The organism is Fictibacillus arsenicus (genome assembly GCF_001642935.1).
Taxonomy (GTDB): Bacteria; Bacillota; Bacilli; order Bacillales; family Fictibacillaceae; genus Fictibacillus; species Fictibacillus arsenicus_B.
In genome coordinates this window covers 1599173-1611989 of the sequence record NZ_CP016761.1, presented here as the reverse complement: position 1 = coordinate 1611989, position 12817 = coordinate 1599173, and the positions used below count along the sequence as shown (strand labels likewise).

At 38.2% G+C, this 12817-nt stretch carries 21 protein-coding genes; 10 read left to right on the top strand and 11 right to left on the bottom strand.

All coding sequences use genetic code 11. The annotated features are described in order from the left end of the window. Nucleotides 1-111: 111 nt before the first annotated feature. Complete coding sequence (locus ABE41_RS08460; protein WP_066288776.1) at nucleotides 112-852, bottom strand: hypothetical protein; 741 nt, start codon at nucleotides 850-852, stop codon at nucleotides 112-114. 418 nt (nucleotides 853-1270) lie between these two features. Between ABE41_RS08460 and ABE41_RS08455 the strand changes: the two genes are divergently transcribed. Continuing rightward, entirely contained in the window at nucleotides 1271-1450 is a 180-nt protein-coding gene (locus tag ABE41_RS08455) for a YjzD family protein (protein ID WP_066288773.1), read from the top strand. Between the two features lie 40 nt (nucleotides 1451-1490). Here ABE41_RS08455 and ABE41_RS08450 read toward each other — a convergent pair whose 3' ends face one another. Beyond that, on the bottom strand, nucleotides 1491-1670 hold the full coding sequence (locus ABE41_RS08450; RefSeq protein ID WP_066288770.1) for a YjzC family protein: 180 nt from the start codon (nucleotides 1668-1670) through the stop codon (nucleotides 1491-1493). 90 nt (nucleotides 1671-1760) lie between these two features. Then, nucleotides 1761-2078, bottom strand: a complete 318-nt coding sequence (locus tag ABE41_RS08445) for a hypothetical protein (RefSeq protein ID WP_066288767.1) — start codon at nucleotides 2076-2078, stop codon at nucleotides 1761-1763. A gap of 394 nt (nucleotides 2079-2472) precedes the next feature. Here ABE41_RS08445 and ABE41_RS08440 point away from each other — a divergent pair, with 394 nt between their 5' ends. Both ABE41_RS08440 and ABE41_RS21220 read left to right on the top strand, forming a co-directional pair. Further along, entirely contained in the window at nucleotides 2473-2769 is a 297-nt protein-coding gene (locus ABE41_RS08440) for an HNH endonuclease (protein WP_066288763.1), read from the top strand. Nucleotides 2770-2771: 2 nt separating this feature from the next. Beyond that, nucleotides 2772-2915, top strand: a complete 144-nt coding sequence (locus tag ABE41_RS21220; protein ID WP_172827343.1) for a hypothetical protein — start codon at nucleotides 2772-2774, stop codon at nucleotides 2913-2915. A gap of 30 nt (nucleotides 2916-2945) precedes the next feature. Here the strand turns inward: ABE41_RS21220 and moaD are convergent, their stop codons facing one another. The 4 genes from moaD to ABE41_RS08420 are packed head-to-tail and all read right to left on the bottom strand — an operon-like array spanning nucleotide 2946 to nucleotide 5432. Then, a complete protein-coding gene (moaD, locus tag ABE41_RS08435) occupies nucleotides 2946-3185 on the bottom strand; it encodes a molybdopterin converting factor subunit 1 (RefSeq protein WP_066288762.1) in 240 nt (79 codons plus the stop codon). Next, nucleotides 3186-3647 (bottom strand): molybdenum cofactor biosynthesis protein MoaE, encoded by a 462-nt coding sequence (locus ABE41_RS08430; protein WP_066288759.1) that lies wholly within the window; start codon nucleotides 3645-3647, stop codon nucleotides 3186-3188. Further along, nucleotides 3634-4173, bottom strand: coding sequence for a molybdopterin-guanine dinucleotide biosynthesis protein B (gene mobB, locus ABE41_RS20620; protein ID WP_083207937.1), 540 nt, complete (start codon nucleotides 4171-4173; stop codon nucleotides 3634-3636). Before mobB ends, ABE41_RS08430 begins: the two co-directional genes overlap by 14 nt. Then, a complete protein-coding gene (locus ABE41_RS08420) occupies nucleotides 4113-5432 on the bottom strand; it encodes a molybdopterin molybdotransferase MoeA (RefSeq protein ID WP_083207738.1) in 1320 nt (439 codons plus the stop codon). The genes mobB and ABE41_RS08420 overlap by 61 nt, the downstream gene beginning before the upstream one ends. A 103-nt stretch (nucleotides 5433-5535) precedes the next feature. On the opposite strand from ABE41_RS08420, the gene ABE41_RS21020 reads away from it, so the two are divergent. Further along, nucleotides 5536-5727 (top strand): hypothetical protein, encoded by a 192-nt coding sequence (locus ABE41_RS21020; protein WP_077361738.1) that lies wholly within the window; start codon nucleotides 5536-5538, stop codon nucleotides 5725-5727. Between the two features lie 3 nt (nucleotides 5728-5730). On the opposite strand, the gene ABE41_RS08410 is transcribed toward ABE41_RS21020, so the two are convergent. Beyond that, nucleotides 5731-6507, bottom strand: coding sequence for a prolyl oligopeptidase family serine peptidase (locus ABE41_RS08410; RefSeq protein ID WP_066288750.1), 777 nt, complete (start codon nucleotides 6505-6507; stop codon nucleotides 5731-5733). A 139-nt stretch (nucleotides 6508-6646) separates the two neighbouring features. On the opposite strand from ABE41_RS08410, the gene ABE41_RS08405 reads away from it, so the two are divergent. The 3 genes from ABE41_RS08405 (at nucleotide 6647) to ABE41_RS08400 (ending at nucleotide 8104) form a co-directional block, all read left to right on the top strand. Then, complete coding sequence (locus tag ABE41_RS08405; protein WP_066288749.1) at nucleotides 6647-7459, top strand: Cof-type HAD-IIB family hydrolase; 813 nt, start codon at nucleotides 6647-6649, stop codon at nucleotides 7457-7459. Nucleotides 7460-7595: 136 nt separating this feature from the next. Continuing rightward, nucleotides 7596-7739 carry a hypothetical protein gene (locus ABE41_RS21015; protein WP_156774253.1) on the top strand — a complete coding sequence of 48 codons (144 nt, stop codon included), beginning with the start codon at nucleotides 7596-7598 and terminating at the stop codon, nucleotides 7737-7739. A gap of 2 nt (nucleotides 7740-7741) precedes the next feature. Further along, a complete protein-coding gene (locus ABE41_RS08400; RefSeq protein WP_066288743.1) occupies nucleotides 7742-8104 on the top strand; it encodes a DUF3813 domain-containing protein in 363 nt (120 codons plus the stop codon). Between the two features lie 20 nt (nucleotides 8105-8124). Here ABE41_RS08400 and ABE41_RS08395 read toward each other — a convergent pair whose 3' ends face one another. Further along, nucleotides 8125-8712, bottom strand: coding sequence for a GDSL-type esterase/lipase family protein (locus ABE41_RS08395; RefSeq protein ID WP_066288741.1), 588 nt, complete (start codon nucleotides 8710-8712; stop codon nucleotides 8125-8127). A gap of 149 nt (nucleotides 8713-8861) precedes the next feature. Here ABE41_RS08395 and ABE41_RS08390 point away from each other — a divergent pair, with 149 nt between their 5' ends. Beyond that, nucleotides 8862-9314, top strand: coding sequence for a GNAT family N-acetyltransferase (locus tag ABE41_RS08390; RefSeq protein ID WP_066288739.1), 453 nt, complete (start codon nucleotides 8862-8864; stop codon nucleotides 9312-9314). Between the two features lie 21 nt (nucleotides 9315-9335). Beyond that, nucleotides 9336-9596 carry a NifU N-terminal domain-containing protein gene (locus ABE41_RS08385; RefSeq protein WP_066288738.1) on the top strand — a complete coding sequence of 87 codons (261 nt, stop codon included), beginning with the start codon at nucleotides 9336-9338 and terminating at the stop codon, nucleotides 9594-9596. A gap of 81 nt (nucleotides 9597-9677) precedes the next feature. Here ABE41_RS08385 and ABE41_RS08380 read toward each other — a convergent pair whose 3' ends face one another. Further along, complete coding sequence (locus ABE41_RS08380; protein ID WP_066288733.1) at nucleotides 9678-10493, bottom strand: BsuPI-related putative proteinase inhibitor; 816 nt, start codon at nucleotides 10491-10493, stop codon at nucleotides 9678-9680. Nucleotides 10494-10635: 142 nt separating this feature from the next. Continuing rightward, nucleotides 10636-11460: a YitT family protein gene (locus tag ABE41_RS08375; protein ID WP_172827395.1), complete on the bottom strand. Its 825-nt coding sequence runs from the start codon at nucleotides 11458-11460 to the stop codon at nucleotides 10636-10638. 491 nt (nucleotides 11461-11951) lie between these two features. Between ABE41_RS08375 and ABE41_RS08370 the strand changes: the two genes are divergently transcribed. Continuing rightward, nucleotides 11952-12815 carry a DegV family protein gene (locus tag ABE41_RS08370; RefSeq protein WP_066288728.1) on the top strand — a complete coding sequence of 288 codons (864 nt, stop codon included), beginning with the start codon at nucleotides 11952-11954 and terminating at the stop codon, nucleotides 12813-12815. Nucleotides 12816-12817 lie beyond the last annotated feature (2 nt).

Here is a 12817-nt window from a genome sequence, read left to right as displayed (position 1 = left end):
CTCCAGTTTCATTTTTCTCTTCTTATTATCCTATGGGAGAAAAGCCAAGAATACGATACTTTTTTTACATGCAGAAACCCCATTGCCCTTTTTTAAAAAGAAACAATGGGGTTATAGCACTTTTTCATTTTCTCTAAAAAATTCCCTGAAGGCTCTAGCGGGATTGAATGTATTTTCTGGTACATGGATTAAAAGTGATATTGGAGCGTTGAGTTCGAGTCTTCTTCTTTCATAAATTCTGCTATGATCTCTAAAATTAAATGAAACTCCCCTTGCAGCATGCCATATTTTCACGGGTGTTGTTGCATATAAATCTATAATTTCAGGAAGTTGATCAATTAGCGAGGCAATTTTAAGTTCCTCTATATTGTAAGCGGAACTAATTTCCCTTACTAGCCGCTTAAAGAAAAGACGATTTTGCATTTCGTGGTTAAAATGATGCTTCAAATCAAAGCAAGGATTTATAAAAATGGCTGAGCGTATATGAGATTCCATTTCTTCCATCAAGCGCAGTGCGGCTAAAGTGCCCATACCTTCTGCAATTAAATGAATGTTCGGATTTAAAATTTCGTGTTTCATGACATAATGGTACAGCCTTTTCGCAAGGGTAACGGCTTTCGGACTTCCCCAATGCCGTCCATAAAGGTTCGAATAGAAGATCGTATATCCTTGTTCTTTGAGGGATTGAATGAGATGGGCGCGTTCAGTGCTTTGTTTCCAAAGACTGGTATGAGCATCAACGTAATGGCTGCAATCACCGATGATCATAACTGCAAATCCATTCGGGCGCTCTGGCAGATGGATAATATTCCATTGATTGTCTATTTGGAAAGTGCATTTATCGATACTCACATTTCTCCCCTCGCATTAGCTTTTCTTAACTAATGTATGCAAGGGAAAAAAAATAGCCAAAGTTATCTGCCTAAGTTTTTATGAATTGAGTTCTTTTTTCAGCTGTTCTAGAACCTCTTTTCCTTTCGGAGTCAAGTTCTTCTCGTCTTGTTCTTCCAACGCCTTAAGTTCTTCCCATTTTTGCTCCACATCGCAGCCCCCTTTTGAAAAATGTTCAAAGTATCAGCAGTGCTGGTATATGTATTCCTTTCTTTATTTATGACAGTCAATCCTGTTAAGCATGAACATTTTATGAAAATTTTTGATATTTCTTACACCAAGGTGTATAAATTCTTGTAAAGAATCTTTTCCTTTGTCTAAACTTTTGTTACTATACAGTAGGGTAAAGAATTCGTTTACATAAAGAGGTGAATGTAGTATGCGTTATATTTGGACGTTAATCTGGTCTTTATTGTTAAGTAATATGATTTTTTATGTACTAGTCTCTATGCAAGGTGGAACATTCGATTTTGTAAGTGCATCGATCTTCGGCGTCATCTTTACAGTCATAATTTCAGTAATTGGGGAATTATTGCCAGCTAAAAGCGAAGAGATATAAAATGAAAACCCGGCGAAATGCCGGGTTTTTGTTTTTTATGTTAGGGTTTCCTCTTATATGTCCATACACGGTTGTGATTTGTTGTTTCTGGAAAACGGTCACCTGCTGACAAATGAATTTGCCGAGGGTCATTGACCATGCTTCCAGTCTCGCCAATCTCAACATATATGCCGTTATTTGGTGCTTTTTGACCGTGTGTAAAATGCCTATGCTGCCCCATTTGATGAGCCTCCTTTCTTTTATAGGTTACCCGCGGTTTGCGTGATAACACTTGCTAAAAAAAAGAAAAGATACACATCAGTGAGAAAGTTTAAAATGCCCCTGAAACTCCTGCAACAGCCTGAAGCGGAAACATACATCTGTATAATTGATAACCTGCAACGTTATATTGTGATTCGGTGTTCCGGGATTCGTTCGGTTTGTTTTCTACATAAGGAATTGCAAAATAAACATTTTGCTGATCTACATATTCTATAAACCCTGAGTATGTCATTCCATCAATCAACATCAGCTGTACATGCTGGTTTCTGTTCTTCATACATGTTTTATATATCTTTTTATATGGATTCTTGTTTATACCAAGTGCCTGCTGAATCGGATTCTGCCCTTCAAATTGATTTGGATACATAATACGCCCTCCTTTTAACTCATCCTATTCAAAGAAAAAGAAGTTGGTTCAATGTCCTGTTTATACAATAACGCTCATTTCTAAAAGATTGTTGTTTTTGGGGTCATTTTTTCATTCTCTTCATTGGCAAGTTGATTGGAGAGGAAGGTGCGTGCCAACCACCTGGATTACTTCTAGCAAGGCATGCGACGAGGAAGCACGCTTCTGCAGGATTTGCTTGTAGACGCAGGAGCACAGATGCTTCCTTGAAAATCACACTCCTAATGGTAAAAGCACCGAAGAGGCACACCGCACGCCCCACGGAAAGCGAGTATCCTGGAGCGGAAATCAATCACTTTCAAGAGCAACAAAGTTTGCGAAAACAGCCTATAATTAAGAAGGGTTTGATAATATTATGGAGAAAGGTGTTTGTGAACTTTGCAAAAGGCAGCCCGTTGATCTAACTATACATCATTTAATTCCTAAAGAAGAAGGCGGCCGTTTTTCAGATACCGCACAAATATGTATCCCGTGTCATAAACAGGTTCACTTTTTATATACAAATGCAGAACTTGCCACGCTTTATCCGACAGTGGATTCCTTAAAACATGCACCTGAAATGAAGAAGTTCATCAGCTGGTTAAGAAAACAACCCGCAACCTCATTGCCTCGTATGAAAAAATCAAATCGGCTTAAACGGAGGAGAAAATAAATATGAAGGAACATGTTGGAATATGTGAGATCTGTAAGAAAGATTTATTCTGTATGGATGGATTCTTTCAAGGTGAAATTGGACCTTCTGGAAAACTTTTTTGTTTTTCATGTTATATAGAAGAAAAAAAGGAATCCAAAGAATAATCAATCGTTAAATTCCTTACCGAATAGTGATCAGCCTCCGCTTACAGGAGGGATAAATGCTATTGTATCGCCTTTTGTTATTTCAACTGTTAAATCAGCATATTCTTCATTTACAGCAATGAGTGCATTTTCTATCCCGGTAAGTTGTCCAAGCTGGTTTTGAAGGTGGTCTCTAACCTGTTCAATTGTAACTGGTGTATCTAACTCCAAAGATATTTTTCGTGTCCCCGCTTGTTGTGCGAGGCTTGCAAACAGCAAAATTTGCACCATCTATTTCTCAATCCTTTCCGGGCGGCCTTCTGGATATTTTTCTGTTCCTTTTTGATTGCCTATCCATTCTTCCCCATCTGAGTAATGTTCCTTTTTCCAGATTGGTACGATTTCTTTAATTCGTTCGATCGCATAACGGCTAGCTTCAAAAGCGTCCTGTCTGTGAGGAGTAGAAACCGCAATCGTAACTGCAACATCAGAGATTTGAAGGGTTCCAATTCTGTGCGTAATTGCTGTTTTTGCGCTCGGCCACTTTTCTTGAATTTCATCCCCAATTTTTTCGAGCTGCTTTTCTGCCATAGGTACATATGCTTCATATTCCAAATAGCGTGTCTGCTTTTCTCCTGTCATTTCCCTTACCGTACCAATAAAAACAGAAACAGCACCTGCGTTATGATGAATCACTTTATCAATAACTTCCTGATTATTAATCAATTCATTCGTGATATTAAACAGTTTCATGATAAGCTCTCTCCTCATTTAACTGGCTTACTATATAATCCATTAAAAATTTTAACCACTTGTCTTCTTCTGTTCTTAAAAAATGTGGAAAACTGCTGCCGTCTTTTAGTTGTTTTTCGCTAATTATAGCAACAGGCTCACTGGATTTTATAATAAAATCACTGTCATTTTGATTACGGCAGAGGAGGACACGAGGGTATTGAATTTTTTTATAGCCTTCAATTAATACACACTCTATATCCAATACTTTATATATCTCAATTGCTTTTTCAAGTGGCATTTCGTGATTCATTGAAAAAATAGTGCCTCCCGAAGAAGAGATTCCGGTAATGAAAGCTCCTGCATTTCTGTGACTTTCAGTATCCTTGCCAGGATCCTGTATATCGAGTGTATCTTCATGTCCGTGATGCTTTATGACAGCAGTCTTTATCCTTTGTTGCGATAGCTGCTTCAGCAGTTTTGTTATTACTGTTGTTTTACCGCTGTTTTGGTAGCCGACGACTTGAAGAATAACGGGGAATCCCATGGCCACTCACTCCCTTCACCGTTCCATGATAGTACGCCAACCTCACTTCCCTTTTCCCAGCCTCTTGTTCCTCCAGGCAACACAATAAGTGAGTTAGCTGCCAAAAGTGAAGAAACCGAACCTGATTTATCAAGACCAGCGGGTGTAACAACGTTTCCATCAAACTCTTCCGTCAAAACGGCTCTAACAAAACGGGTAAAAGGATTAGGTTTTGGAAAGTCAGCACCAAGAACAGCTTTAACTGCTTTACAATGCGGCTTCTTTACTTTCATACTTGATAATACTACAGGTCTTACAAAAAGCTCACATCCAACGAAGCATGCAGAAGGATTTCCTGAAAGTCCAAAGAGCCATTTGCCTTTATGGACAGCAACTGTTGTAACACTTCCAGGTCTCATTGCAATCTTATTAAATAAGACTTCAGCCCCTAATTTTTCATAAATCGCTGGAAGATAGTCGTAATCGCCGACAGATACGCCACCAGTTGTAATTAGGATATCGGATTCTTTAAGACATTCTGTAATATTCTCATATAAAGAATCCAAGTCATCTTCCCTGTGTTGATACAAATTCACCGCTGCCCCCATTGCTTTGGCTTGTGCGGCCACCATATATGCATTGCTGTTTCTGATTTTACCGGGCTGCAAAGGTTCATTTACATCCAGCAATTCGGTTCCTGTAGATAAAATACCCACGACAGGCTTTTTAAAAACAGAGACCGTATGATGACCGAACGTTGCAAGAACTGCGATTAAACCTGGTGTTATTCGAGTGCCAGCTTCAGCAAGCTTTGTTCCTTCTTTTGTATCTTCGCCTTGAAACGAAATATTATCATTTGATTTAACGGTACGCTTAATTTCAATGAAGGACTTTCCACTTTCATCCATTTCTTTTACAAGTTCAAGCATGATTACAGCATCTGCTCCATCAGGTATCTGTGCTCCAGTCATGATCCTTATTGCAGTTCCGCTTTTCACCTTATTAGCTGCAACATGACCTGCACCGATCGTTTCTAAAACATGAAGTTTAACAGGTTGAGTTTCTGATGCATCTGCTGTGTCTTTCGAATTAATAGCAAATCCATCATATGGTGAACGGTTAAAAGGCGGTACATCATGCGAAGCAGAAAGGTCTTGTGCCAATATACGATTGTCACATTCCGTTAATGGGACTTCTTCAGTTCCCCAAACACGGATATGATTCATGATGCTATTTATTGCTTCTGAAACAGGAATCGGATTTCTTTTAGCAACAGGCAAAATAGTACCTCCTTTAAATTATCAGAAAATAAACACTTTTCAGTTTACTTTTTTATTTAAATTTGTTATTATTTTTTTAAATTATAGAAAGGATGTTGATTTTATGAAGGTTTCTTATGAATATTACCACCGAAGCGGCAATAAAGTAACCATTACCGACATCCCAGAAGAATTTAACGAGAAAGGTGTTTGGACACTACGCATCATGCATTCACTTCAAAAGCAAATTGATGAAATTGATCATATGTACCAGCCAAAAAGAACATATCGCCTTAAATTGGAAGAAACGGGGTAAAGATTACACCGTTTCTTTTTTTGCTTTAATAGTTTGAGCGATCCACTCAACAGCATTCAAATAAGCAGGACGCGAAACTTTATGACCAGATGTCTTGTCATTCATGTAAACCGATCTCTGGTTATTTTCAGTAAGAAGATTAACGAAAGGTTTTGCAAAATCATATGGAATCACGGCATCTACCTCACTATGCCATATGAATAACGGACGGTTATTTAGTTTATCCATATTTTGAACGAGGTCATATTTGCTGATTAATTCATATGACTTATCTAATTCTTCTATTGAAAGAGGAAGCTTATGCCCTGCTCTTTCGATTCTTTCAATTTGCCATCTGGCGAAATCTTCATGGGATGGAGTTCCCATTAATGCACATCCGGCGTTAATATGCTGATTGTTTACAAGCGATCCATACGTAATGATTGCCCCCATTGAAGTCCCGCCAACTGCAATTTCTCCATCAAAAACATAATTATTTTCGTTCGCCCAATCGATGATTTTATCTACATCTTTAATACCTTGATGAACAATGTTCCAAAATTCATATTCCATGACTTTTGGAGGATTGGGAGAAATACGCTCACCATGATGAAGAGCATCGGGCAAAATGACACGAAGCCCTTTTTCAGCAAGTGTATATGCAAAATGCAGATTATGTTCTTTCGCACTTGTGTATCCATGTATAAAAATAAAGAGCGGCAGAGGCATTCCTTTATTTTCTTCTTTTTCAACCATTAAAAAAGGGATATCCCCTATCGTTCCATTTTGAATCGAGACCAAATGTATCTCCTCTTTCTCTTTTTTTCCATCTTATCATGAGACACGCTTCATTTTCATGAATGAAGACCTGTATGAATAGACTTTTTCAAGGGAAAATATTACACTTTACGTAAAGCATTATAAAAAGGCAGGTACTTTTGTGACACAACCATACTTAATCGCACTTGATCTTGATGGAACCTTATTGACAGATGAAAAGAAAATTCCCCGCAAGACAAAAGCATTGCTTTTTGAACTGATCGAAAAAGGCCACCATGTGTGTATTTCGACTGGCAGACCTTATCGTTCATCAAACATGTATTATGACGAGCTTGGATTAAAAACTCCTATCGTAAATTTTAACGGCGCTTTTGTTCACCATCCGCATGATGCTGCATTCGGTATTCACCATTCACCTTTGGAACTTGATGTCGCACAAAGAATTATTAAAGCATGCGAAACCTTTAAAGTAAAAAACATCATGGTAGAAGTACTTGACGATGTCTATTTAAAGAAACATGATGAAGTCATTGTTAATACCTTTATCATGAATGAAAATCCTCTTCAAATCGGAGATCTTCAAAAAACATTAACCGAAGACCCAACAGCAATCCTCGTTCATCCTGAAGACCACCACATCAGTGAGCTGAGAAAAATGCTGGAACTGGAGCATGCAGAAGTAGTTGATCAGCGTGTCTGGGCTGCTCCATGGAACATTATTGAAGTCATTCGTTCTGGCATTAATAAAGCAACTGGCCTTGAAAAAATTGCAGCTTATTACAACATACCTCAAGAACGAATTGTTGCGTTTGGGGATGAGGACAATGACTTTGAAATGATTGAATACGCAGGACATGGTGTAGCAATGGGCAATGCAATTGATGAGCTTAAAGTGCGTGCGAATTATGTTACGTTAACAAACGAAGAAGAAGGAATTGCACATTATTTGAAAAATGTATTGGAACTTGTATAGTTCACTCGAAAAAACCTCTGGGGATTCAGAGGTTTTTTATTTTTCCATTTCTTTTATATGCTGTTTTATCTTCTTTTTACATAATGTCTTCTTGACGGTTAAAACTAATCATACGGGAGAAAAGGAGGTATTTTAAATGAGTAAAAAAAGCCGCTCAAAACGAACAATAAAGCAAGGTGCTGATATGGTGAGCCAAGAAACAACAATGGCATTCAGCAAGAATGAACAAGAAGACCGCAAGCGTGAAAAAGAAGAAAGAAACTCTCTAGGAGGCATATAAAGATGGCAAATAAATTATTTCAAATGGCAAGAAATGCTGTTCAACAGGCTGTTGGAAAGTTTCAAAACTCAGCTAATGAGATGATGAATAACCAGAATCAGACGAACAGCCATACATCACATACGAACCTTTCGAGTCATGATATGGAAGTTGCTCAGAATGCTTTATCCTCAGCTATGGCGAATTCTTCTGATGCAGAACGTGCTCAGCTTGCTGAACTTCAGCAGGAACTTGATGCTCATTCAAATCATGCAAGTACTTCTCAAACAGGGCAGCCTCCATCCTTCTCTCAGGCGACAGGCTTAAGCTTAGAAGATGCGCAAAACCTTTTAGAGGACGATCAAAATCAAAATAACCTTCAGTAATGGAAAGCAGCTTTCTCTAATTATGGAGAAAGCTGTTTTTTTGGATATGATATTGCGGTCAGCGTATTTATTTTTTTTATGATCAGTTTACTTAATTCTTCATACCCGTACTTATTAAAATGGAGACCATCTTCAATAACATATTTATTGATATCCTTTTCGTTAAGTACTTCAAAAAGAGGTACATATGCTGTTCCCTCATGCTTTGCCACCTTTTTAACGGTCTGGGCATATGTTTTCATTCTTTCGTTCGTTCTTGCTTTTTGCTTATCTTCGTAAACAGGTGCAGGACTGATCAATATGACTTTTTTTGCACCGATTTTTTTTACCATGTACGTGAGGTTTTTTTCGTATTCTTTTAAAGGGATGAGTCTGTGGTCACTTGAATCATTTGCACCAAACAGTATGGTTACAAAATCGGGCTGATGTCTCAAAACATCGTCTTGCAGCCTGACAAGGGCAGCCCTTGTTGTTTCCGCCGGTATACCAGCGTTCATAACTACCCATTCTGTTAATTCTTGTCTTAATCGGGAGGTCAGACGCAGCGAACCGTCTTTACTCTTTTCTTTGGAAGTGATGCTGTCCCCAAAACAAACAAGAGTCTTCATTCCCACCCATCTCCTTTTATTTGTCTATTTTTATAGTTATTCGAAAGAAATTTCCATTTATCAAACGTCATAGCATCAATAAATTTGTTATAATGTGTTATGTTATGTTTAAATTTAATGTTTTAAGAGTAATTTTGGGGGCATTTTAAATGAAAATATATCGAGTAACGAATGACGCAGAATCCCATATTATCGAAGAAATTGCGCACCTTTTTATACAGCAGCGCACAATGGACGGTGAACCTGAAGAACATTCCCGAACGCTTGCAGGTGTTAAGCTTGCGCTGGAAAACCCTGATAAGAGCGGGATTATTGTTGCTCAGGAAGAAGATACTATTATCGGACTTGCTTTTTTCAATTTGGGTATCAGCATTCGCATCGGTGGTCCTTATTTATGGCTTAATGAACTATATGTACATGAAGAGTACCGAAATAAGGGTATTGCCCGCAAACTGCTACTTCATTTAATCTATTGGGCCGAACGTGATGGTATTAAATCAATTGAATTAGAAACAGGAATCAATAACTCTGTAACGAAGCATCTGTATAACTCACTGGATTTTCATGATATCATCTCAAAGAGATACGCATTTAATTTTTAATTAAAGAAGGAGTGTTTTTTTATGGCAATTGAATTTTCGATCCAGCCTACACCAAATCCAAACGCAATTAAGTTTGATGCATCTGAAAAATTTCTAGAAGGAAGATTATCTGCACGTGTTGGTGACGATACGGATTCACCACTTGCAAAAGCACTGCTATCTATCGACGGTGTAGAATCAATCTTCGGCTTTGAAAACTTCATCACAGTTAACAAAACAAACGACAGTGACTGGAATCAGCTTATGCCTGAAATTGAAAAAGCTTTAAACGAGAATGCTTAATATGTAAAATGCGAAACCAGCCTAAATTTTGATGAGGGCTGGTTTTTTGATGTTACTCAAATGTAGTTTCCACGCTCATTTTTATCTAAAAGTCTCTAGCGGAACAGCCAATACATCTGTTTTCTCGCCGTCTTTCGGACTATAGTAGAACAGTTCAAGCATCAATGTACCATTAATCGGCAGGTCTTCCTCAGGGATCTTAATCTCGAACGAAAAAGGCGCCCATGCAGGTGCTCCTTCTGCAGTTTGTGCATGATTTTCAACAAAAACCTCATGGCCATCTGTAACTAAGTATGCAAATGAAGCTTCAAAAACTCTTGCTTCACCAGAAACTTTGTATTCCCCATCTGTCCCTGTAAAGTGGATATTCCTGAAAGAATTATTCTTTAAATCTCCAAGCCCTGATTGTAAGGTTAAGTTCTCGGTAACAACCAGATTTTCAGATTTAATAGATCCTGGTGTAACTTTGCTCGGGTTAAATACCGCTTTTACTTTGTATATTCCAGCTTTTCTGTCCTCTGGAGAAATCTTCCACTTTGCTTTCCATAAATGGCTTGCTCCTGCTTTGATCTGCACTTTCTCTGTGTTCTGTTTATACTTCTTCCCTTTCGAATGCCTGAAATTCTCTTTTCCTGTTGAATCTGTAACCGTAATATCAAACATTTTAGAGCTGTCGAATTTTAAAGTTACAGTATGATTGCTTTGGTTCTCTAAAGCTATTAAAAAATCGATTCCATCGTTTCTCTGTTGAACAGATAATACGGGATTAAGCTGTGAACTTACGCTTTCATTCCCTTTAACCTTCTTCTCATTATTTTTGCTGCACGCAGATAGGATAGAAAATATGAGTAATGATGTAATAACTGTTAAGAACATCTGTTTTAATTTTCGTCCCAAGAAAACCACCACCTTCTCATTCATTTTTACCGTTATATGGTGATTTTAACGAAAAGATTCATAAATAAAACGCGGTACGGACAATGTCCGTACCGCGTGTACAAAAATAGCCATTTTGTATTTGTATGGGGTCTGTCCCCCTCTAGTCGTTGCGGAAGAAGCCATAGATGCCTTGAGTATGAATGATATTCGTAAAGGCATTAGGGTCTACTTCTTTTAGAACCAGCTCTAAATCATATAGTTCATAGCGTGTTATTACAATCATGAGCATTTCTTTATCATGATTGGAGAAGGCTCCTTTTGCAGGAATGATTGTTATCCCTCGCACCATTCTGCCGTGAATGGCTTCTTGAATCTCTTTCCCTTTCTTTGTAACGATCATCGCAGTAAGCTTTTCATGACGAGTATGTACTGCGTCAATCACACGTGAAGAAACATAGAGGGCAACTAGTGTATAAAGTGCCTTTTCCCAGCCGAACAAGAAACCTGCAGCCATAATGATCAATCCGTTTAATATGAAAAAGTAGCCGCCGATCGGTTTGTTCTTCATTCGCGAAAGAACCATGGCAATGATGTCTAATCCACCGGTTGATGCACCGTATTTTAATGTAACCCCGACACCTAATGCAGCGATTACTCCGCCAAAAACAGCATTTAGCAAGATATCTGTTGATACTACTGTAATAGGGATTATTTCTAAGAAAAAAGTAATCATAATTACGCTTAAGAAGCTGTATATCGTAAACGACTTCCCTACTTTCATCCAGCCGAGAATCGTAACCGGAATATTAAAGATTAGATATAAAATACCTGTTGAGATAGGAAATGCCGAATTCTCAAGCAGTGATGAAATAAGCTGGGATACTCCGGTAAATCCGCTTGCGTATACTTTTGCGGGAATCAAAAACATATTCAGTGAAATTGCGTTTAATATTGCCCCTACTATTATAAAAAAGATTGTTTTCATTTCATTTATCCCTAGTTCAGAGATACGAAAACGTTCTTTAATCATGTGAGCCCCTCCTTTCATAGTCCAAGTTTCATTTTTAACAGATAAAGCAGAACACCGTCAATAGCCTATTTAACCTTTTTTATAAGGCTCTTATCAAAAAATATGTTGCTATGGAGAGATTTTTAAGAAGTCCTTCATTGAAAAGTTAATTGAAGCGGAAGGCGAGACTCCTGCAGGATGAGTGGGGTTTTTGAAAAGCGGAAGAGGCTCGTACATCCCGATAAGCAAAAGGTGAATGTGCTAAGAAGGCGCTTTTTGCCTTCATGACCATTTAACTTTTGACCTCTAGGGGCTAGCCGCTACAGCCCTAGACAGGTTAGACCATTCAAAATTAACCTCATTCAAAAGCAACAAAGTTTACAAAAACCGCCTTTTATAAACATGATGATTGCCTTTTCATTCCCCCACAAGTTAAACTAGAGAAAAAGCCAAGCAGGTGAAATGAAATGATTCATATTATAACGGACACAGGTTCTGATCTGCCAAAACAACTTTCGGACGAATACAATATTTCAATGATTCCATTAGTAGTACAGATCAATAACGAAGAATATTTAGACCGGTCAAACATTGAACCAAAACAGCTTTATACATATATGAAAGATGGAGCCGTACCAAAAACGGCACAAGTTCCTCCCGCACTTATAAAAGAAACATTAACTTCCTATGCAAAGAATGGACAACCGGCAATATATATAACTTTATCTTCCGGGATTAGCGGCACGTATCAAACCGCAGTCCTCATGAAAAATGAAGTGCTTGAAGAATATCCTGACGCCCAGATTGAAGTTTTTGATAGCCAGGCAGCTTCCCTTGGCTATGGACTCATGGTCTATGAGGCAGCCAAAGAAGCTAAAGAAGGAAAAGCATTGAACGAAATCATGAATACCTTACAGCATTATCAGAAACATCTTGAATCTATTTTTACCGTTGATGACCTTGAATATTTATTACGCGGTGGCCGGGTTAGTAAAACAGCTGCAGTAATGGGTACACTTTTAAAGATTAAGCCCGTGCTGCATATGGAAGATGGCAAGCTTTTCCCGCTTGAAAAATTGCGCGGAAAAAAGAAAGTTTTAGGCCGTATGGTCGAACTTATGAAGGAACGTGCTGAGTCACTGGATGATATTACAATTGGAATCAGCCATGCTGATGATACAGAAACGGCACAAGCACTTAAAGAACTGATCATCGAAGAAACAGGCAACCGAAACATCTTAATCACGATGATTGGCTGTGCAATTGGTGCACATGCAGGACCAGGAACAATTGCGTTATTCTTTTTAAATACACCTAAAAAAGTTTATTGAAA